Origin of the sequence: Actinotignum urinale DSM 15805 (assembly GCF_000420445.1) — a bacterium.
Taxonomy (GTDB): Bacteria; Actinomycetota; Actinomycetes; order Actinomycetales; family Actinomycetaceae; genus Actinotignum; species Actinotignum urinale.
The window spans coordinates 57,751-79,706 of record NZ_ATUY01000010.1; the positions used below are offsets into that span (position 1 = coordinate 57,751).

Annotated in this window: 19 protein-coding genes and 2 tRNA genes; 13 read left to right on the forward strand and 8 right to left on the reverse strand. The window is 45.2% G+C overall.

All coding sequences use genetic code 11. The annotated features are described in order from the left end of the window. Window positions 1-42: 42 nt before the first annotated feature. From trxB to G445_RS0107410, 3 genes are all read left to right on the forward strand, one after another. Window positions 43-990 (forward strand): thioredoxin-disulfide reductase, encoded by a 948-nt coding sequence (gene trxB, locus G445_RS0107400; protein ID WP_022866905.1) that lies wholly within the window; start codon window positions 43-45, stop codon window positions 988-990. A gap of 321 nt (window positions 991-1,311) precedes the next feature. Beyond that, a complete protein-coding gene (locus tag G445_RS0107405; RefSeq protein ID WP_022866906.1) occupies window positions 1,312-2,577 on the forward strand; it encodes an aminotransferase-like domain-containing protein in 1,266 nt (421 codons plus the stop codon). Window positions 2,578-2,612: 35 nt separating this feature from the next. Continuing rightward, window positions 2,613-3,566 carry a D-alanine--D-alanine ligase family protein gene (locus G445_RS0107410; protein ID WP_022866907.1) on the forward strand — a complete coding sequence of 318 codons (954 nt, stop codon included), beginning with the start codon at window positions 2,613-2,615 and terminating at the stop codon, window positions 3,564-3,566. A gap of 203 nt (window positions 3,567-3,769) precedes the next feature. On the opposite strand, the gene G445_RS0107415 is transcribed toward G445_RS0107410, so the two are convergent. From G445_RS0107415 to rpmH, 8 genes are all read right to left on the reverse strand, one after another. Then, the gene (locus G445_RS0107415; RefSeq protein WP_022866908.1) at window positions 3,770-4,939 is read right to left on the reverse strand and encodes a ParB/RepB/Spo0J family partition protein; all 1,170 of its coding nucleotides are present in this window, start codon (window positions 4,937-4,939) and stop codon (window positions 3,770-3,772) included. Window positions 4,940-4,943: 4 nt separating this feature from the next. Continuing rightward, a complete protein-coding gene (locus G445_RS0107420) occupies window positions 4,944-5,885 on the reverse strand; it encodes a ParA family protein (protein ID WP_026421040.1) in 942 nt (313 codons plus the stop codon). A gap of 207 nt (window positions 5,886-6,092) precedes the next feature. After that, entirely contained in the window at window positions 6,093-6,746 is a 654-nt protein-coding gene (rsmG, locus tag G445_RS0107425; protein ID WP_084676528.1) for a 16S rRNA (guanine(527)-N(7))-methyltransferase RsmG, read from the reverse strand. A 342-nt stretch (window positions 6,747-7,088) separates the two neighbouring features. After that, window positions 7,089-7,610, reverse strand: a complete 522-nt coding sequence (locus G445_RS0107430; RefSeq protein WP_022866911.1) for a Jag family protein — start codon at window positions 7,608-7,610, stop codon at window positions 7,089-7,091. Window positions 7,611-7,680: 70 nt separating this feature from the next. Beyond that, entirely contained in the window at window positions 7,681-8,811 is a 1,131-nt protein-coding gene (gene yidC, locus G445_RS0107435; protein WP_022866912.1) for a membrane protein insertase YidC, read from the reverse strand. Window positions 8,812-8,847: 36 nt separating this feature from the next. Further along, window positions 8,848-9,207: a membrane protein insertion efficiency factor YidD gene (gene yidD, locus G445_RS11255; RefSeq protein WP_407636593.1), complete on the reverse strand. Its 360-nt coding sequence runs from the start codon at window positions 9,205-9,207 to the stop codon at window positions 8,848-8,850. Beyond that, the gene (gene rnpA, locus G445_RS0107440; protein ID WP_022866913.1) at window positions 9,197-9,574 is read right to left on the reverse strand and encodes a ribonuclease P protein component; all 378 of its coding nucleotides are present in this window, start codon (window positions 9,572-9,574) and stop codon (window positions 9,197-9,199) included. The genes yidD and rnpA overlap by 11 nt, the downstream gene beginning before the upstream one ends. Continuing rightward, window positions 9,575-9,712, reverse strand: a complete 138-nt coding sequence (rpmH, locus tag G445_RS0107445) for a 50S ribosomal protein L34 (protein ID WP_026421042.1) — start codon at window positions 9,710-9,712, stop codon at window positions 9,575-9,577. A gap of 392 nt (window positions 9,713-10,104) precedes the next feature. On the opposite strand from rpmH, the gene dnaA reads away from it, so the two are divergent. From dnaA to G445_RS0107505, 10 genes are all read left to right on the forward strand, one after another. Then, window positions 10,105-11,745, forward strand: coding sequence for a chromosomal replication initiator protein DnaA (gene dnaA / locus G445_RS0107455; protein ID WP_022866916.1), 1,641 nt, complete (start codon window positions 10,105-10,107; stop codon window positions 11,743-11,745). A 708-nt stretch (window positions 11,746-12,453) separates the two neighbouring features. Beyond that, complete coding sequence (gene dnaN / locus G445_RS0107465) at window positions 12,454-13,584, forward strand: DNA polymerase III subunit beta (RefSeq protein ID WP_022866918.1); 1,131 nt, start codon at window positions 12,454-12,456, stop codon at window positions 13,582-13,584. A gap of 11 nt (window positions 13,585-13,595) precedes the next feature. Beyond that, window positions 13,596-14,855, forward strand: a complete 1,260-nt coding sequence (gene recF / locus G445_RS10330) for a DNA replication/repair protein RecF (protein ID WP_022866919.1) — start codon at window positions 13,596-13,598, stop codon at window positions 14,853-14,855. After that, window positions 14,848-15,495 (forward strand): DUF721 domain-containing protein, encoded by a 648-nt coding sequence (locus tag G445_RS0107475; protein ID WP_022866920.1) that lies wholly within the window; start codon window positions 14,848-14,850, stop codon window positions 15,493-15,495. The genes recF and G445_RS0107475 overlap by 8 nt, the downstream gene beginning before the upstream one ends. Before the next feature lie 532 nt (window positions 15,496-16,027). Then, a complete protein-coding gene (gyrB, locus tag G445_RS0107480; RefSeq protein ID WP_022866921.1) occupies window positions 16,028-18,058 on the forward strand; it encodes a DNA topoisomerase (ATP-hydrolyzing) subunit B in 2,031 nt (676 codons plus the stop codon). A gap of 9 nt (window positions 18,059-18,067) precedes the next feature. Then, entirely contained in the window at window positions 18,068-20,683 is a 2,616-nt protein-coding gene (gyrA, locus tag G445_RS10335; RefSeq protein ID WP_022866922.1) for a DNA gyrase subunit A, read from the forward strand. A 57-nt stretch (window positions 20,684-20,740) separates the two neighbouring features. Next, window positions 20,741-21,304 carry a DUF3566 domain-containing protein gene (locus tag G445_RS11990; RefSeq protein ID WP_022866923.1) on the forward strand — a complete coding sequence of 188 codons (564 nt, stop codon included), beginning with the start codon at window positions 20,741-20,743 and terminating at the stop codon, window positions 21,302-21,304. Between the two features lie 105 nt (window positions 21,305-21,409). Beyond that, window positions 21,410-21,483: transfer RNA gene (locus tag G445_RS0107495), tRNA-Ile, on the forward strand. Window positions 21,484-21,502: 19 nt separating this feature from the next. After that, window positions 21,503-21,643 carry a hypothetical protein gene (locus tag G445_RS11560; protein WP_022866924.1) on the forward strand — a complete coding sequence of 47 codons (141 nt, stop codon included), beginning with the start codon at window positions 21,503-21,505 and terminating at the stop codon, window positions 21,641-21,643. A 56-nt stretch (window positions 21,644-21,699) separates the two neighbouring features. Continuing rightward, window positions 21,700-21,772: transfer RNA gene (locus tag G445_RS0107505), tRNA-Ala, on the forward strand. Window positions 21,773-21,956 lie beyond the last annotated feature (184 nt).

Consider the following 21,956-nt stretch of genomic DNA (forward strand, 5'->3'; position numbering starts at 1 on the left):
CTTGTATCGCATCACTTCCGATGCATTGTGAGTAGGAGAAATATGTCCGATTCCGTTGTTCGTAACGTTATTATTGTTGGTTCAGGCCCGGCCGGTTGGACCGCTGCGTTATATACGGCACGCGCAGGGTTGAACCCCCTTGTTATTGGTGGCGCCATTGATGTTGGTGGTGCTCTCATGCAAACAACAGAAGTGGAGAATTTCCCTGGTTTCCCTGAGGGCATTATGGGCCCGGATCTTATGCATCGCATGCAGGAACAGGCTGAAAAATTCGGTGCAGAGATTGAATACGACGACGCTATTTCTTTCGATCTTTATGGCGATATTAAAACTATTCGAACCGAAGATGCAGAGTTTAAGGCAAAAACTGTTATTCTTGCACTTGGTTCTTCTTACAAGAAGCTAGGGCTTGAAGGAGAAGTCATGTATTCCGCGCGTGGCGTTTCCTATTGTGCCACCTGTGATGGTTTCTTCTTTAAAGACAAGGAAGTAGCAGTTGTTGGCGGCGGGGATAGTGCGGCGACGGAAGCTCTGTTCTTGGCTCGTATGGCTTCCACGGTTCACCTTATTCATCGCCGTGATTCTCTGCGCGCTTCAAATATTATGGTGCAACGCTTGCAGAAAAATCCGAAAATAAAAATTCACTGGAATAGCCAGGTATCGGATATTCTCGGAGAAGAAGGTGGAAATATGAACAGTATTGTCCTTCGCAATACTGTCACGCAAGCCGAAGAGGCCCTGCCTATGGATGGTCTTTTTGTTGCCATCGGGCATCAGCCACGCACAGATATTTTAGATGGTGCTGTTGAACTAGATATTGACGGATATATTAAGGTCAACGATCCTCATACACATACAAATATTCCGGGTGTTTTCGCCTGCGGTGATGTTGTCGATAAGCACTATCGCCAAGCTATTTCGGCTGCGGGAACCGGATGCCGAGCAGCTCTTGACGCCGAAAAATACATAGAATTTAACGCCCATAAGTAATAACTGTCTCTACATAAGTGGTGGCTATTGAATAATGGCCACCACTTTTTCATCCCCCGTACCCCTCTCTTATCCCCCATTTCCATATCTCATGCCTTCCGGCCAGGCCGCAACATCACATTTTCTTAACTTTCTCACTCTTACATCTTCATATCTTCTTCATAACCACCCTCATCCACATACATCTTCACATCGTTTATCTTCACACCTTGTCATATACACCTTCATCCTCATTAATGACCTCAACATGCCCTCAAATATTGCGTTATTCCCTGGTTTAGTGAAAAAATTGGTATATATTATGAGTAAAGGGGATGTATTGTGTCAAACGAAAAATCTCAACCTAGCTACACACGTCTAGATCCGTGGTACAACATATATGCAGATCGAGCTTTAGGAATGAAGCAGTCGGAAATACGTCAGCTTTTCGCAGTTGCAAATCGCCCCGAAGTTGTTTCCCTTGCAGGCGGAATGCCCAATATTTCAGGGCTTCCCCTCGATTTCTTGGCTGATATGACGGCTCGTTTAATCAAAGATCACGGGCCACAGATTCTCCAATATGGTGGCGGTGCCGGCTATTTGCCCCTCCGTGAAATGATTACAGAAGTCATGCGACCTGAGGGAATTAAAGGCCATCCGGACGATATCACTATTACGACTGGTAGCCAGCAAGCACTCGATCTTATCTCAGAAATTTTCATTAACCCCGGTGATATTGTCCTTACAGAAGCCCCTTCTTACGTTGGTGCTCTCGGAACTTTCCATTCTTACCAAGCCAACGTCGTTCATGTGGCTCTCGATAAAGATGGTCTCATCCCGGAAGCCCTCGAAGAAACTATTATTTCTCTGGAAAACGAAGGCCGGCCGATTAAGTTCCTCTACACCGTTCCAAACTTCCATAATCCAGCCGGCGTTTCTCTCAGTTCTGAACGTCGTCATAAAATCATTGATATTTGCGAACGTCATCATATTCTTATTGTTGAAGATAATCCTTATGGCCTCCTAGGTTTCGACGGAGATCCAACGCCCGCAATGCAACCTCTTAATCCTAACGGCGTTGTATATCTCGGTTCTTTCTCTAAAACATTTGCTCCTGGATATCGCTTAGGTTGGGCGCTTGCTCCGTCGGCCGTTAGCGCCAGAATTACACTCGCTAACGAAAACGCTATTCTTTGCCCCTCGACCTTTGGGCAAATGTCCGTCGCGGAATACCTTTCAACCTACGATTGGTATCAGCAGGTTAAAGAATACCGCTCCATGTATGCAGAACGTGGGCAAGCCATGCAACATGCACTCTCGGCATATATGTCCTCATGTTCGTGGAACGTTCCCAATGGAGGTTTCTATGTCTGGGTCAAACTCCCCGAAGGGTTAAATTCTCATACCATGCTCCCCCGAGCAATTAAAAATTGTGTCGCTTACGTATCTGGTACAGCCTTCTATACCGACGGAAATGGCGCAGACCATGTACGCCTTTCCTATTGCTACCCCACACCAGAAGATATTACTGAAGGTGTCAGGAGACTCGGAGAAGTCATTTCTGCCGAAGAAGAACTTGTCAACATGTTTGGTATTGCCAACAACTAACACAATGTTTCACGTGAAACATTCAAGGAGTCATCATGAATGAATTGTTAACCATCGCCGTTGTAGCAGGCGGGCTTACTCATGAACGCGACGTTTCTCTTAGTTCAGGACGACGGGTGGAGAAAACGCTTCGAGAAGCTGGCCACCATGTCAAACTTCTGGATGTTGATGGAAATCTCTTTCAACGTCTTGAATCGATGAATCCACACATTGTCTGGCCTTTGGTTCATGGTGCAACGGGTGAAGACGGATCGATTCAGGATCTTCTTTCACTTGCTGGATACACTTTCCTTGGTTCTTCGGCAAACGCAGCACGAATTGCGTCAAATAAAGCCTTGTCTCAATCTCTTCTTAGGCACCAAAATATTCTCACACCTCTTTCTTTTACCTTCCCCCAAAATCTTTTTAGAGAAGTCGGTCCACGCTATATGTTGGATCTCATTGCAGATAAACTTCGCTTCCCACTTGTTGTTAAACCTCATATTGGTGGATCAGCTCTCGGCCTGTCAGTCGTGAAAACGGCTTCAGAGTTACCCAAGGCAATGGTTGATTGTTTTGCTTATGGGGAACTCGCTCATATTGAATCGTATATTGAGGGAAGAGAAGTAACTGTAACCATTCTTGATATGAAAGAAGGCCCCGTTGCTCTCCGTCCTATTGAAATTCAAACCGATGGTCCTTATGACTATGACGCTCGTTATTTTGCCGGACGTGCAATGTACTTTAACCCTGCACAAATTTCTCCTGACCTTGAACAGAAGATTATCGATACGGCTTTGACTGCACATAAAACACTTCGTCTTCAGGGTATTTCACGCATAGATTTCATTATTTCAGGTGATCAACCTTATGTTATCGACACAAATGTTGCTCCCGGTATGACAGAAACATCTTTAGCTCCCCAAGCAATCGAATATTATTCTCAAACTTCAGGGCAATCCATACAAAATATTTACACAGAATTGCTCCTTACAGCACTCAATCAGTAATAAATACTTTTTCAGTAGTTTCATAATGGTGTGGGCATAGATAAAATCTATGCCCACACCATTTGATTACACTATTCCAAGATCAAAAATCCCGAATATAAGCCTGTGCGGTATCAATAGATTTTTTCAGAACCTAAATCTCCACCGCGCAACCCACCACACATCATAAGCAGAAGAGCCACGAAACATGCCTATGCCAGATGCTACGATACATCAGGATTTTCCATATCGAAAACAGTAGTTGGAGAAATAATCCCTAAAATACGTTGTAAATCTTCTTCGTTTCCGAAATCAATCTTTACGTATCCTTTATTTTTACCCATAGTGACTTTTACTCGCGTATCGAGAACGTCACCTAATGTATTTGCCACATTTCCATAGGATTTTGTTGCAAAAACACGTTTTTTCTTATTTTCTCCCTGTTGCACTTCTCCACTCAGAGAGACTATTTCTTCAACTTGACGTACACTAAGATTTTCAGCGACGATGCGTTGTGCAAGTTCTTCCATAGAAGCAGGATCTTTTAATCCCAGTAAAGCACGTGCATGTCCTGCCGAAATAATCCCGGCCGCTACTCTTCTTTGTACTAAAGCAGGGAGCTTGAGTAAGCGCAAAGTATTAGAAATTTGTGGCCTTGATCGAGCAATACGTTGAGATAATTCTTCTTGCGTGCAATGAAAATCGTCAAGAAGTTGCTGGTAGGCCGCCGCTTCTTCTAATGCATTAAGTTGCGCTCTATGTAAATTCTCCAAAAGAGCGTCCCGTAATAAATCTTCATCAGACGTTCGGCGCACAATTGCAGGTACTGTTTGTTTACCTGCAAGCCTTGATGCTCGCCAACGCCTCTCCCCCATTATAATTTCATATCGAGCAGTAGGATGTTCCTCAACCGGCGAATCTAAAGGCCTCACAACAATGGGTTGTAAAACGCCCACTTGTTGAATGGATTGAGACAGTTCGTAAAGTTCTTCTTCGTCGAATATTTGTCGCGGTTGATCTCTGTTCGGAATAATATCGTCAAGATTAATCTCTGCGAACGTAGCCCCTGGAACGGGAACTAAATCACTATCTTTTTTATTTTCTTCGTTCTGCGTATTTCCCACATCCAATGTTTCACGTGAAACATTGGATGTATTTTTCTTCGATTCACTATTTTTTGAACTCTTTGACTTCTTTGTCTTGTTACAACGCTCAGAAGAGTCATCTACTTGTGACGGAGAAACGTGTACATTTGCGTCATTACTTTGTGAAACGGGACGTGATTGTCCTCCAAAAAACATATCAATTGGGCGATCTGTTTTTTCTGTTTGATTGGGAGGAATCAAAGCACCTAAACCGTTGCCTAATCCACGCCTTTTCTTCTCTCTAGCCATTGTTTTACCCCTTATGTGTGATTTCTTGAGCTGCCGCTATATATGCAATTGCACCTGTGGATCGTGGATCATAGGTAATCACCGTTTCTCCGAAGGATGGAGCTTCAGCAATTCTAATAGAGCGGGGAATAACTGTTTTTAATGTAATATCGGGGAAATAATCTCTGACATTGGAGATAACGTCTTCGCCGAGATTCGTATTTGTTGTCACCATTGTTATAAGAATGGTCGATATCTTTAACTGAGGGTTATTCGATTCTTGAACGGTTGTAATTGTTCGCAAAAGTTGGCTCAAACCTTCCAGTGCGTAGTATTCAGCTTGAACCGGAATAAGAACCTCATGTGCGGCAATAAGGGCATTAAGGGGTAGTAAGGACATGCTTGGCGGGCAATCAATAAAAATATAATCAATCCTATCTTGATCACTCGCGTCATTGACATAAACATCGATCGCTTCTTTTAGTCGATAAAGTTTATCATCATCATTCATTAAGTCCATATCAACTGATGCAAGATCAATAAAGGAAGGAGCCACAAAAAGACCGGGAATACTCTCAACTTCCCTCACAATATCTTCAAGTTGGAGATCTCGAAGAAATACGTTATATATTGTTCGTTCTAAACCTGCGGGAGGCATACCTAAGGCCGTCGAAGCATTTCCTTGGGGATCTGCATCAATAACGAGTACTTTTAACCCATTTTGTGCCATAGCGGCAGCTATATTTACGACGGTTGATGTTTTTCCAACACCGCCTTTTTGGTTCGCAACCGCAAATATTCGAGTTTCTGAGGGCTTAATGAAACCCTCTTTTTCTACTTTTTTAAGTCGACGAAAATCTTCTTTGAGTTGTTGTTCAATAGGGCTAAATTTGCTGGAAAAATCATCTCTTGCCGATTCGTTACCTGAGACTTTTTGACGTACAACTTTTTTACGAGGATCACTCATCAACTTACCTCCCATGCCATCGCTATATTCTACCTTTTTTGATCCACGTAATCGAGAAAATCGCGTTACATAATGTTTCACGTGAAACAATGAGTAAAACATAGTTTTCCTGTTGAAATCTTTGTGTGGGTTTTTTAGCTACCTATGAAATCTTCTTACAAATTCATAAATTTTGCGGATAGCCCGTGAATGTTTCACGTGAAACATTCACATTAGCTTTTTAACTTCAACAATTCGGGTAGATTCTTTACAACCGAAGGGTGTTACCTGATAGATGTCTACCGAATCTGCGTTGTAATCGCGGAGTTGTTGCTGAGCTTCGATGATTTCTTGTTCTACTTTTATCCCTTTTAAGGCAATAAGTGACCCACCTGGTTTTACTAAAGACATAGTCCAGGGTAGTAATTTTTTCAACGGCGCCACGGCTCGAGCAGTCACATGGTCTGCGCAAAAATTACCAAAAAAACTTTCCGCTCGTCCCGTCCTAATCGAAACATTCGGGAGAGATAATTCTTTAGTTACATCCTTTAACCATTGGGTGCGTCGTTCCATTGAATCGATTAATGTAACATTCACATCTGGCCTTATAATAGCTAACACTAATCCGGGAAATCCCGCACCCGAACCAACGTCCCCCACCGTCGAACCTTGAGATATAAACTCTTCAACAGCTGTGGAATTAAGAATATGGCGAGTCCATAAACGTTGGCGCTCTCTTGGTCCTATTAACCCACGAATTTCGCCCTCATCAACCAACATTTGTGCAAACTTTTGAAGATTTCCCCATATCTCACGCCCATAATACTCTTCTCCCCCGAGAGGCTCTAACTCATCAATATCCACGTTCTTATCCATATCCATGCCCATTTCTCTATTCACGTCCATATCTCTGTATGTCACTAGCCTACAATCAACACCTGAACCAACACTACTTTTTACTTTGCAATCATCTACACACAATGTTTACTATACGATTTCTCTTTCCGTATAGTGGCGTTAAAGTTGTAAAGATACTAAGCCGTCCTACAACACGAACCCAAACCTCGAAAATCAACAAAAATCCCGAGAAAATCCTCCATTATTATCCTATAGCCCCACTTTTGTCCTATATCGCCCATTGATCTTAAAGATGCACCGTGAAAAAAGGGGAGAGCTGATATTACCAACTCTCCCCTACTTTAAGAACTACGTGGAAAATAACCCTTATTCGTCGTCCTTATTGTTATCAACGGGTTTAATAACAACGTGACGTTCGGATCCATACCCTTCCGAATCTGAAACTAGACCAGCTGCGGTTGCTGCGTCGTGAACGATTTTACGTTCAAATGGATTCATTGCCTCAAGCTCGATTTCGTCACCGGTTTCTTTAACCTCGCGAATCGCTTCCTGTGCAAGTGCTTCAATCTTGGTACGCCGTTCGCCACGATATCCTCCAATATCCAGCATTAAGCGGGAACGTTCGCCAGTTTTTTGTTGCACTGCCAGACGAGTTAAATCTTGGAGAGAATTAAGAGTCATGCCACGTTTACCAATAAGGCGACGCAAACGTTCATCCATTTTCTCATCCGTTAAAATACCAACTGTTGCTCGGGTATTATCTACGGAAATATCAATATCACCATCAATATCTGCGATATCCAACAATTCTTCCAGATAGTCGGCGGCAATATCGCCTTCCTGTTCTAACCTCTTAATATCGCGGTGTTCTTCAGAGGCTTCGCTCATTTTTTCTCCTCGGGTTATAGGCCGTGAACATCGATAAAAGTTCGCACCGGCCTTAAGTTCTTATTCTAAACTACTTGCCTTTTTTCTTCTTCTTTTTCGCTTTAGAACGAGCACGTTGTGCTTGGCGTCGTTCGTACCGCTTACGGGCACGTTCCTCATCCGTCAAGCCGTCTTTACCAATCTTTGGCTTATCGTCGTCCTCTATAGGATCATTTTGCGGATCTAATGTAACGCCGGCTTTTTTAGCACGTTCCTTGCTCATGGGCTGGTAGCGCTGGCCACCTGCCTGTTCCTTAGCTTCAAGCTCAGCAATTTCTTCGTCGGTTAAACCCTTACGCTTACGTTTTTCGCGCTGGCGCTTCTCCCATTCCCTATATGCCTTAGAGCCCGGTGTGGGATTGTGTCGAATGAACCAACCCTGCTGCGCCATATTCCAGAAGTTACCGGCACACCAGTAAATGAGAACGCCGACGGGGAAAACAGCACCAGAGAACACGTAAATAAAGGGCATACCGTACAACATGAACTTCTGCATACGCTGTGCAGGATTATCGTCGTCCCCAACGTTTTCAGGCATATTCTTCGTCATCATCTGACGTTGCGTCAGGAACATACTCACAATCATGAGCGCAACCAAAATAATCGCAACTGTACGAATTTGGCCTGCATTATACCCCTGTTTCGCAAGTTGGGTTGCTGAGGACATCGTCGACGATAACGGCGCTCCGAAGAACGTTGTTTGCTCGAAACTTTCCGCAATTTTCTGGGTAATCGGACCAAGTGTTCCTTTTTTACCTGTTGCAATATCAGGGAATGCTACCAGAACTCGATACAGCGAGAAAAGGATCGGCATCTGAATAAGCATAGGCCAGCACGATGCCATGGGAGATGCACCGTGCTTACGGTAGAGCGCCTGGGTTTCTTCCTGTTGGCGTCTCATCGAAATTTGATCGCGTTTGCCCTTATATTTTTTGCGAATTTTCTGCATTTCAGGCGTCAATACCTGCATGGCTCGCGAGGCTTTAATCTGTTTGTTGTACAGAGGTAAAACAATAAGGCGAACGGTAATAGTCAAGCCAATGATAGCTAGGACCCAGGCAGGCCCAGTTCCTGATTTCATACCAAAAGCCGACAGTCCCTGGTGAATGCCATACATTACCCAGGCGACGACCCACATAAAGGGTTGAAGGATTGTATCCACGTAGTCTCCTTAAAAGTGCGTTACATACACCGTCTATCAACAACGAGTGTCAGGCACTTCATCTTCCTTTGCATAAAGTTCGAGTAGTTCATCATGGTCAAGAGGGCGAGAAGGCCACTGACCTCGAGGTGGCACCCGATCCACTCCCCCGTTGGTGAAAGGATTGCATCGTAGTAACCGCCATACCGCTAAAATTGTACCTTTTAATCCCCCATGAATGCGTAGTGCTTCTAAGGCATAAGCTGAACATGTGGGTGAATATCGACACCTTGGGGGCCTGGCGGGCGAAATATTTCGTTGATACCAACGAATTAGGCGTATAAAAACTCTGCCCACAGGTCCGGTTGAGTTCTTGAAATGGAACTCCCGTTGTTCGTCCAGATTCTTATTTTTCACCGCGGGCCACTATCTTCATACGTTTCCTTGCCTGCCCAAGCGCGGTAAGGACATCTTTTTCTAAACAATCATATGACGCATCTTTAGCTGGCGGGAATGCTCGCACAACAACTAATTCGCCTCGGTTGAAAAGATCCAGATGTGAACGAATGATGTGACGTAGTTGCCGTGTCACACGGTGACGTACAACAGAATTACCAATTTTTTTAGATACGACGAAACCGACCCGCACTGGGTGAGGGTCGGTTGCCTGAGTATCCGTTGCCTCAGCTATCGAAACCTGAAAACTGCGAGATGAGCCGCGGGTTCCCCGAAAAGCTTGGGCAAACTCCGCCGAACGCCACATTCGGTGATCGGCTGGAAGCATTTAAGCCGAAAGCTTTTCGCGACCCTTGCGACGGCGTGCTGCAAGAACTGCACGGCCGGCACGGGTTGCCATACGCTTGCGGAAACCGTGTACCTTGGAGCGACGGCGATTATTCGGCTGGAAAGTCCGCTTTACCACGGTGATTCCTCCAATAAACTTAAGATTGCGAAACGCAATCACATAACATAACTGTGTACATCACGCACACATGGACTTCATGACTTTACGCTATTCCCCATACTTTCGTCAAAGGTTTTTCGCCTACCGTGAGCAGCGTCTCCCTTGATATTCTGCGAAAAAAGATTATTCATAAGTGTAGCAGCGAGTCTTTTTTTCCAAACATAAAATTCATACACAAATGTGAATAAAATCCCTACAAAGAGTTTCATTATTGTTTGCAAGGTTTTTCTAAATAATGACAAAGATGTAATTTCCACAGGTGTGAATAAACCTGTGGAAAACTCCTTGGTATTGTTTTACTAGTGCTCTATGATGTTCATACACTCGTCTGAAACAAGTAGGGAGTTATCGTGTCCACTAGTAATCCAGCTAAAGATATGTGGCTTGCTGCATTGGAACTTTTGCGTACACGGGGAGATTTTTCAGACTCTCAATTTGCTTTTGCCCGTATGGCGCACCCACTTGCCGTGGCTGACGATATTTTTATGATCGTTGTCGGTTCGGAATTTGTAAAAAGCTGGTTGGAAGAACACGCCGTCGCAAAAATTGTTCCTACACTTTCAGATATTCTTGGACGCCAAGTTCGCGTTGTCATTTCTGTCGATCCTAGTGTGAACGAAACCTCTTCCTCCCCTGTCGATGATGAGGATACCTCTTCTAACTATCCGCGCCCCTCACAGCAACGTCATCAGCCAAATCATAAAACGGATTTTTCGGCGGATATTACTAACGAGAACTCAACGCACCACCAGGATATGCGTCCCCTCACTCAACCTCCCACAGATAATCTTCCCCCAGATTTTTCGCCTCACCATAATCGCCCTGATACAGATCTTTTTAGCCAATCATCAAGCCCCGATTACGCACCATACAATATTCACAACCCAACAGACACTGAATTTTACGGAAACAAAAACAATCCCGCATTTATTACGGCTTCAACGAAAGCGGGATTGAATCCTAAGTACACCTTTGAAACATTTGTTATTGGTGAATCGAATCGTTTTCCAACAGCCACTTCTCTCGCGGTTGCTGAAGTTCCGGGAACTACCTACAACCCGCTCTTCCTCTATGCCGATTCGGGAATGGGAAAAACGCATCTCATGCACGCTATTGGAAACTATGCGTTGAGCCTTTATGAGGATATTCGTATTAAATATGTGTCGGCTGAAGAATTCACGAACGCCTTCATTAATGCGGTTCGAGATGGCCGCCAGGCAGAGTTTAAGGACACTTTCCGTAAGGTCGATATTCTTCTTATCGACGATATCCAGTTCATTGGTGGCCGCGATACTACCGTTGAAGAATTTTTCCATACCTTTAACGCCCTAACGAATTCAAATAAACAGATCGTTATTACATCGGATGTTGCCCCAAATCTTCTTAATGGTTTCGAAGAACGCATGTTATCTCGGTTTAGTTCAGGGCTTGTAGCTAAAGTTGATCGCCCCAATCTTGAAACACGTATCGCAATTTTGGAAAAGAAGGCTCACGTGGATGGTATCCAGGTTCCTCGTGAAGTTCACGAATATATTGCTACAAATATGACGACGAATGTGCGTGAAATGGAAGGTGCGTTACGCAGAGTTACGGCGTTTTCTGATTTGTCGAGTTTGCCGGTGTCTTTGAAAATCGCTGAAATGGTGTTGAAGGATCTTATTTCTAATCCTGACGCCATCGAAATAACCCCCACAATGATTATGGGGCAGACTGCGAATTATTTCCGTATTAATATCGACGATTTAACGGGAAGTAATCGTTCTAAACTTCCAGTAACAGCCCGTCAAATTGCCATGTATTTGTGTCGAGAAATGACGGATATGTCCCTACCGAAAATTGGTTCAATTTTTGGTGGGCGTGATCATACGACGGTTATGCACGCCTACAAGAAAATTGATAAGCAAATGTCTGAACGTCAAACAACATACAACCAGGTAAGTGAACTTTCTATACGTATTAAACAAGCTGCGTCAAACGAGAAAAACTCCTAAATCCTCAAATTTTAGGGTAGCTGTTTTTCTATTTTTCTTGTTTTTTACGACATTAAATTCACGGCTCTTGATTGAGATAGTAAAGAACAGTTAAAACCCAGGTATATCAAGGGAAAAGATGAAGAAAACTATCCACAAGAGTTGGGGATTTCCTGTGTGAAACATAAGTAAAAGTTTGGATAAATAGAAAAAATTTGTGGATATTTTCTATTTCAAAATAGTCAATCCACATTTTCTATGTTTCATCCACATATTTATCCCCACCTGTATACACATAACTTTCGTTACGCTTTCTATGTTTCGAACACTTTTCCACATTTTCAACAGGAGCTACAACTACTACTACGTAATATAGAGAGAAATGACATCCGCTTGCTGACGAGACGTGTTTCATCCACTTTTCGATGCACCCACTCCCCTACTTGTTTTTGGGGCTTTAGAGAAAGTTGCATGGATGTGGTGGGTTTGGTGTTTCTTTTTTGAGATAGTTGTGTGGGAATTTCTTTTAGGCATGTTCCCCTTGGTAATTTTTGGTGCTCTGGTTATCACCAAAGGTAGTGATATGTATGTGACGGCTTAGTGATTTATATGTGACGGCATGGGCACATTTAAATTGTTATCAGCTCGTTGTGAATAGTCCCCCTCATTTCATTCATTCATAACGTAAGATTGATAGGAGTATGTTATTTGTTGGAGGAGAATCTATTCATGAAGATTCGTTGCGAACATGATGTGTTTTCAGAAGCAGTAACCTGGGCTGCGCGAACAATTCCCACACGTCCATCACTTCCTATTTTGTCAGGAATTAAACTGGATGCTTCAGAAGATGGAACAATAGCGTTATCCTCCTATGATCCAGATATCACTTCATATGTGGAAATTTTTGGCGAAGTTATTGAACCTGGAACCATTCTCATTCACGGGCGTCTTCTTTCCGAATATGTCAGGGCTCTTCCCAAACAACAAATTTTATTGTCAAGTGAGGGTGGGAAACTTGATATTGTCTGCGGAAGTTCGCGGATGTCTATGACCTCAATGCCCATTGAAGATTATCCACAACAAGCAGAACTTAACGGCTTAAGTGGAACCATTAATGGAGCAGATTTCCATAATGCTGTTGCTCAAACCGTTGTTGCAGCTTCGAATGATGATACACTCCCCCTTCTTGTTTCCCTATGCATTGAAATTAAGGGTGAAAAAATTTCCTTGACGGCTACAGATCGTTACCGTCTCGCCATTTCTGAACTTTCCTGGAAACCGGAAGATCCCACAATGGAAGCAAAAATTCTTGTTCGTGGTTCGCGTCTTTCCGATATTGCAAAGTCATTAGGAACAATTGGGGATGTAAAAATCACGTTAGATACCAGCGGTCGAACCGGAATGATTGGTTTTGAAACTAGAGGACGCAAAAATATTGCTCGTCTTATTGACGGCGATTATCCTCAGGTTCGCCAACTTTTCCCCGATTCTTTCAACGGTTACGCGGTGGTTGATCGTATTGCTATGCTCGATGCACTCAAGCGTGCTCGTCTCGTCGTCGAAAAACATGCTGCTGTTGTGCTGAATTTTGTAGAAGGTCAGCTTATTTTGCGAGGTGGGCAGAACGATAACGCTCAAACAAGTGAAGAAATCGAGGCATATCTTTCCTGTGACCCCATTACCATGGCGTTTAATCCCTCCTATCTCCAGGATGGTTTAACCTCTTTAAGCGACCCCTATGTTCGTTTGTCCTTCACCTCCGAAAGCCGTCCGGTCGTGATTACGGGACAAGACGATAAGGATTCGGAGGATAACACCGATTACCGCCTGCTGCTCATGCCCATTCATCAGTACAAATAGGCAATATCGGGATGTATGTTGGTGATGTAGGGCTTGCTTTTTTCAGGAATTATCGGCGCCAAATCCTTCACCTTCATCCTGGAATCACTGTTTTTGTTGGAGAAAATGGGCAAGGAAAAACTAATCTTGTAGAAGCAATTTCGTATCTTTCCACCTTAAGTTCACACCGGGTAGCTTCCGATATGGCACTTGTACATCAGGGTGAAAATGCTGCCCTGATTCAGGCGCGTGTACATCGTGGCCAGATGTCAACAAGTGTTGAAGTGGAAATATATGCGGGAAGGGCAAATAGGGCTCGTATTAATCGAGGAAATGCTAGGCCTATAGAAATTCTTGGGATCTTAACGTCTGTTATGTTCGTTCCCGAGGATTTGCGCCTGGTAAGGGGAGGCCCGCAAGAACGCAGAATTTTCCTGGATGAACTCATGGTTCAACTACGCCCGCGTATGGAAACCGTGAAAAACGATTACGATAAAGTTTTGCGCCAAAGAGGTGCCCTCCTGAAAAACCTTTCTCTCGCGCAGCGCCGCGGGCAAGAAGCTGATACCTCAACATTGGACGTGTGGGATGATCAGCTGGCACGTCTTGGAGCAGAAATTATTGTGCATAGAGTGCGCATAATATCTCATTTGCGTCCATACGTTGAAAGCTATTATCGTGATATTTCACAAGGGAAAAAAATCGCGCGTATAGATTATGCAGCAAACGTGGATAAATATCGTTTTTCTCTTCCTTCACCTCTAGAGTTAGCAGACGAAAATCAACGTAAAAACGTTGAGGAACGCGAAAATAACTTAATGGATGAACAGTACGTTGAACGAATAATGAAAGAAGCGTTGAGTGAACGTAGAGCGGAGGAAATTAGGCGAGGTGTAAACCTTGTGGGGCCACATCGTGATGATGTTGAACTGAGTTTGGGAACAATGCCGGCAAAGGGGTACGCAAGCCACGGAGAATCATGGAGTTATGCTTTAGCGTTGAGGTTGGCATCGTGGGATGTTTTGAAAGAGGACAGTATTGGAGAGTATTCACAACCAATTCTTATTCTAGACGATGTGTTTGCGGAGCTTGATTCGCAGCGACGTAATCGACTCGCGGAAATTATTCGCTCATCAGAACAGGTCTTAATCACTGCGGCGGTGAGGGAGGATCTGCCCGAGGAATTACATGGTGATGTGTTCACCGTAAAAAACGGGGAAATTGTTGATGTTACCCGGTATGTAGAGATTCATGAAGAAGAGGCGTGCGGTAAAGAGGGTAGTGATGGATAAAGGTGCAAGTTTTGTTGATAAACAAAACGGTGTAAAACCCGAGAATTTACGTATATCTTTCGCTAAAAAACAGGGGAGAATTCGCTCCCTGACAGCATTTGGACGCTATCAAGAAGCAGCTTTTCGACGTAGAGAAATTCGCCAACCTCCTTCATCCTACGCACGAAACGTGATGAAAAAAATGGCGGAAGAAAAAGTCGCTAAAGATCACGTGGGCGATACAATTTACATACCGGGAGCTGGGCTTGCAAGCGACGTAGGAAGTGGTGCAAAACCTTCATGGCGGGATCCTCAACCCATGGCGCTACTCATGAAAAGACTTGTGCGCGATAAAGGATGGAATGAAAAAGTTGAAGTAGCTTCTCTTAGTGTGAGGTGGAGCGAAATTGTGGGGCCGAATATCGCAAAAAATACCCGCGTTGAGAGTTTTACTGACGATGGTGTATTAACAATTCGGACATCATCAACCTCGTGGGCTGTTCAACTTCGTGTCTATATGGCAACCATTCAAAAAAATATTGCCGAGATTGTGGGGGAGGGGGTTGTGAAAAGTATTGATATTAAGGGACCTACGCAACGTTCATGGAAACACGGTAAATATTCTGTTCCAGGGCGAGGCCCGCGCGATACATACGGCTAATTTCCCTCTGCTACCACGTCGAGAATATTGAAATAAAATATAGAAACATCTACGTATAATAATAGGGCGCGTGAACAGTGCGGATGAACTGAAAGATTGTCCAAGCACACATGGTTGACTAAATTATTGCGTAGATAAAACACACGCAGAAAAATGAGAGAAGCACCGCACATAAAAACGAACCTACTCAAAAAATAACGAGAAATAGGCTATAATGGTTATGAGTCTTTTTCGGCTAGGTACCTACCGTTAGGAAGGGAAACGCCTGAAAGGCTCATTATTGAGTTTAACGGGGTGTGTTGTGTATACAGTGCGCCGGAATTGTCCAGTGTGGAAACGTAGGAACGTACAACGTAATACGTGTGGAAACATAACATGCTGAATACGAAACGTACAGAACACAAGATCTGCACGCTCCGTTCTCACCCGCTATCAACAGGTAGCGGACGTATCATTTAAGGAGCGTCTCTTCGTGTCGGAATCTATTGCCAACCCGAATGATGTACCTGCCCAAGGTACGCAGGAAGTAACAATGGCTCAACATGAACATCATGTTGGTGAAGTTTCCCCAAATCAATCATATGATGCATCGAATATTACGGTGCTTGAAGGATTAGAGGCGGTTCGCAAACGCCCAGGTATGTATATTGGTTCGACGGGGGAACGCGGACTTCACCACCTCGTCTACGAAGTAGTAGATAATTCCGTTGATGAAGCCCTTGCCGGATACGCCACACATATTACCGTGACATTACTTAATAACGGCGGGGTACGAGTTGAGGACGATGGACGAGGAATCCCAGTTGATCTTCACCCCACTGAAGGTCGCCCCGCAGTGGAAGTTGTGATGACTGTTCTCCACGCAGGAGGTAAATTCGGGCAGGGTAGTTACGCCGTTTCCGGTGGTTTGCACGGCGTGGGTGTATCTGTTGTTAATGCTCTATCAACGCGCATGGAAACCATCGTCAAACGTGATGGCTATGTATGGAAAATAGCCTACGAAAACGGTAATCCCGTGAAGTCCTTGGAAAAAGGAGAAGGAACAGAAGAAACAGGGACAACACAAACCTTCTGGGCAAACCCGGATATTTTCGAAACAACAACATATGATTTTGAAACGTTGCGCAAACGCTTCCACCAAATGGCGTTCCTTAACAAAAACCTCAAAATAACGCTTGTCGATGAGCGTGACAACGCAACTCGGGAAGGCGATGAGGTTACCGGAAGTGGCGAGGATGACGTCGAAAAGAAGAATAGGGAAGTGAGCTACCAGTATTCTGGCGGTCTCCTTGATTACGTCAAATTCCTCAACAAAATGAAAAAAGTCGATATTATCAACAACGATATTATCTATTTTGAGGCTGAGGACGAGGAAAAACAGATTCAGGTCGAAATTGCGATGCAATGGACATCTGCATATTCGGAATCTGTGAATACTTTCGCCAATACGATTAATACTACTGAAGGTGGAACTCACGAAGAAGGTTTCCGTGCGGCGCTCACAACCGTAATGAATCGTTACGCGCGCGAATATGGGTTGCTCAAGGACAAGGATCCGAATCTTTCAGGTGATGATGTTCGCGAAGGACTCACTGCCGTTATTTCTGTGAAGCTGGGGAACCCACAGTTTGAGGGGCAGACGAAAACGAAGCTCGGGAATACGGAAGCTCGTACCTTTGTTCAGCAACAGATGTATCAAAACCTCACCGTATGGTTGGGGGAGCATCCAACGGACGCAAAAGATATTATTCGCAAGGCAACCCAGGCTTTCGCGGCCCGCCAGGCTGCGCGCAAGGCGCGTGAAGCAACACGCCGCAAGAGTGTGTTGGAAAGTGCGTCCATGCCCGGAAAGCTCAAGGATTGTACATCCAATAAACCCGAAGAATGCGAAATTTTCATTGTTGAAGGGGATTCCGCGGGTGGTTCTGCGGTTAATGGGCGCGATCCTGAACATCAGGCAATTATGCCGATTCGTGGCAAAATTTTGAATGTCGAAAAGGCGCGTTTGGATCGTGCGCTTTCGTCGGACACGATTCAGGGGCTCATTACGGCGTTCGGAACTGGTGTGGGCGAAGAGTTCGATATTAATAAGCTCCGTTATCACAAGATTATTTTCATGGCGGATGCTGATGTGGATGGAAGCCATATTGCGACCCTCCTGCTCACCCTCGTTTATCGTTACATGCGTCCCCTTGTTGAGGCTGGGCATATTTACCTCGCGATGCCACCGCTGTATCGAATCAAATGGACAAACCATCCACATTCCTATGTGTTCAGCGATAAAGAACGTGATGAAGAACTTGAAAAAGGAGCACAAAACGGCTGGCGCCTTCCGCGCGAAGAATCTCAGCGTATTCAACGTTACAAAGGCCTTGGCGAAATGAACGCCGAAGAACTCTGGGATACCACAATGAACCCTGAATTCCGCACACTCAAACAGGTATCTATTGGAGAAGCTGCAGCTACAGACGAAACCTTCAGTGTTCTCATGGGTGAAGATGTGGAATCGCGCCGCGGCTTCATTCAACGCAATGCCCACGACGTCCGATTCCTCGATATTTAAGGTAGGAAAATGAGAGAAACAGAGTCTGATAACACCACGGAATCCGGGTACAACCACGGAAATATTATGGAAGTGGATCTCCAGCGCGAAATGGAGAGTTCCTACCTCGACTACGCCATGTCCGTTATTGTTGGGCGTGCCCTGCCTGATGTGCGCGACGGAATGAAACCCGTACACCGCAGAGTCATCTACGCAATGTACGACGGCGGCTACCGCCCCGATTCCTCCTTCTCGAAATCCGCAAAAATCGTTGGTGACGTGATGGGGCACTACCACCCCCACGGTGACAGCGCGATTTACGATACGATGGTTCGCCTTGTCCAGCCGTGGTCTATGCGATACCCGCTTGTTGCCGGGCAAGGTAATTTCGGTACAGCCGGTGATTTAGGTGCGGCCGCTCCGCGATACACAGAAGCCCGCATGGCGCCATTAGCTCTAGAAATGGTGCGCGATATTAAAGAAAATACCGTTGATTTTGAGCCAAATTATGACGGTTCCCTTATGGAACCGATGGTTCTCACCTCGCGTTTCCCCAACCTCCTGGTTAATGGTTCGGAAGGTATTGCGGTTGGTATGGCAACCCGCATCCCGCCTCATAATCTTCGCGAAGTTAACGACGGTATCCAGTGGTATTTACAGCACCCGGATGTTACGCGCGAAGAACTCCTCGGTGAGCTCATGCGCCGAATTAAAGGACCAGATTTCCCAACGGGTGCAACTATTCTCGGAACGCGCGGAATAGAGGACGCCTACCGAACAGGGCGCGGTTCCATTACTCAACGCGCCGTTGTGGAAGTGGAAGAAATCGGTGGCAGGCAGTGCCTTGTTGTGAATGATCTTCCGTATCAGGTCAACCCTGATCGTCTCCTCGACAAAATGGTTGAAGGCATTAAGGATGGTCGTCTTCCCGGTATTGCTGATATTCGCGACGAAACGTCCGGACGTGCAGGGCAACGTATCGTTATTGTCCTCAAACGTGACGCGGTAGCAAAGGTTGTTCTCAATAATCTGTACAAACACACACAGTTGCAGAACAATTTCCCCGCAAATATGTTGGCGTTGGTTGATGGAGTTCCGCGCACACTGTCACTTGATGGCTTTATTCGCCATTGGGTGACGCACCAAATGGAAGTTATTCGTCGTCGTACGGAATATCGCTTGGCGGAAGCACTCAAGCGTATGCATATTTTGGAAGGGTATCTTAAGGCGCTGGATGCTCTCGATGAAGTGATTGCGCTGATTCGTGCCTCGGCAACAGTTGATGTGGCGCGCACGGGCTTAATGGAGTTGCTCGATATTGATGAGCAGCAGGCGAACGCGATTTTGGAAATGCAGTTGCGGCGCTTGGCGGCCCTGGAACGTCAGAAAATTATTGACGAATACGAAGAAAAGCGTCTCCTTGTTGAAGATTATCGCGACATTATCGGTAGCGAGGATCGCCAACGCGGAATTATTTCCGAGGAGTTGCAGGGTATCGTCGATAAATATGGGGATGAGCGGCGCACGCATATTTTGCCTTTCGATGGTGAAATGACGGTTGAGGATCTTATTCCTGAGGAAGATGTTGTGGTGACGGTAACTCGTGGCGGTTATGTGAAGCGCACGAAGATGACGGAATATCGTGCCCAGCACCGTGGAGGTAAGGGAATTCGCGGGGCGACGCTTCGCGGAGATGATGTTGTGGATCATTTCGGTGTTGCCTCCACTCACGATTGGCATCTTTTCTTTACAAACTTGGGGCGTGTGTATCGTTTGAAAGGGTACGAACTTCCCGAGGGGAGCAGGGACGCTAAGGGACAGCATGTCGCTAACCTGTTGGAGTTCCAACCCGGTGAAACGATTGCCGCTGTGCGTTCCATTAAGGATTACGATGTTGCGAAGTATTTGGTCTTGGCAACAAAGTCTGGTTTAGTGAAGAAAACACGGTTGGCGGACTATGATTCACCGCGCACGGGCGGTTTGATTGCCATTAAGTTGCGCGAGTTCGAGGATGGAACAACTGACGAGGTTGTTGCAGCGTCCTTTGTGAACGATAATGATGACCTCATGTTGATTTCACGCAACGGAATGTCACTTCGTTTTACTGCTAACGACGCGGCTTTGCGCCCGATGGGACGATCATCGATCGGTGTTACCGGCATGAAGTTCCGTGATGGTGATTCTCTACTCACCATGGATGTTGTCCATGAGGATTCCCAACTCTTTGTGATGACTGAGGGTGGTTTTGCTAAGCGAACACTTGTTACCGAGTATCGCGTGCAGGGCAGAGCTGGTTTGGGTATTAAGGTTGCCAAGTTAACTGAAGCTCGCGGAAATCTTGTTGGAGCGTTAATTGTTCATGACGGCGACGAGGTTCTTGCCATTATGGAGTCCGGGAAGGTGATGCGTGCTTCAGTTGACGAAGTCAGCATGACTGGACGTAATACTCAAGGTGTGACGTTTGTTCGCCCAGATGAGGGAGATTCTATTATTGCCCTGGCTCGAAATGCCGAGACAGATATAGATAATGACGAAGATAACGTCGAAAATCCTTCTGAAAACAGCGAGGTTACTGACAATAAGCATACTAACCATGTAATCTCGGAAGAAGGAATATCGGATGTATCAAATCCTTCTGATACATAATGAGAGGGTTGAGGATTCGATGATAATTAGGAACATATCGACACGGAAGAGATATCTGTGAACGCGAAGAATTCAGAAAAGCAGGATGAAAAGCCTATAAAGGATACCGCTTTGGATAAAGAAGCTAAGAAAACGTCCGTGGTGGGCAACCCTCAAAATAAGGGTGGCGCAGAAAACGGGGACAGTAAAGAAAAAGGTGTGAGGCGCCCTCATACTTTAGGGCCTCAAGGGTCTGGTGTTTCTCCAGCTCGTCAAACAGTAGGTATTCGTCGTATCCATATGACGATTTCCAAGGTGGACACAATGTCCGCTATGAAGATTGGGTTCCTTATTTCTGTTGCGTTGGGCATCATGATTATTGTTGCCATGATGCTGATTTGGTTTATCCTCGACGGAATGCATGTTTTCGCCAATCTTAATGAATTATTTGAGAATCTGAGTTCTGTGCAGTTGCTTCAATTTGCTGAATATTTGAAGTTTGGGCGTTGGATGAGTTTCTCTGTTCTGGTTGGAATTATCCATGTTGTGTTGTTGACGGCACTGTCCGCTATATGTGCGGTGGTGTATAACTTGATTGCTTCCCTTGTTGGAGGTTTGAAGATTACTGTGACGGACGAATAAGGAAGATTTTGTTTGCTTATTTGGTGCACTACACAGTGTGACGAGTAACGCATAGTAAAAATTTGAGTAAAGGCAACGAGTTGTTATAAGCTTATTCGGTCGCCCGGGCCTATAGCTCAGTTGGTTAGAGCGCAGTCCTGATAAGACTGAGGTCGATGGTTCGAGTCCATCTAGGCCCACTGGTGAAAAGGAGTTGATATGAAGAAGCTGCTTTTTCTTGCTGGAGTCATTACTCTGGGGTATCTTTTCGCGAAACGTAAGTTTGCAGATAAACCGGAGGAGTGGCATTCTGTAGCAGATCCTGTTAAGGACTTCCTCAAGGAAGAACGTGGGGATTAGGTAAAGAGTTCACCTTCGGAAACATAAGTTTCCACCCTTCCTGATAGAAGGAATCAGGGGCTATGGCGCAATTGGTAGCGCACCTGCTTTGCAAGCAGGGGGTTAGGGGTTCGAGTCCCCTTAGCTCCACAATGGTTTACCCCGGGTTTGTCCCGGGGTAAACCATTTTTAGTGTTATGGGACTCGAACCCGTAGGGCTGGTTCCGTGTAGAAAAATCGGCTCTTCGGATTTTGGTGGGGTGGGGGGTTTAAAAAGTGGTGAAGGTAGTTCATGATTAGTGTGTGAATAAAAAACGAAAAACTACCTTCACCA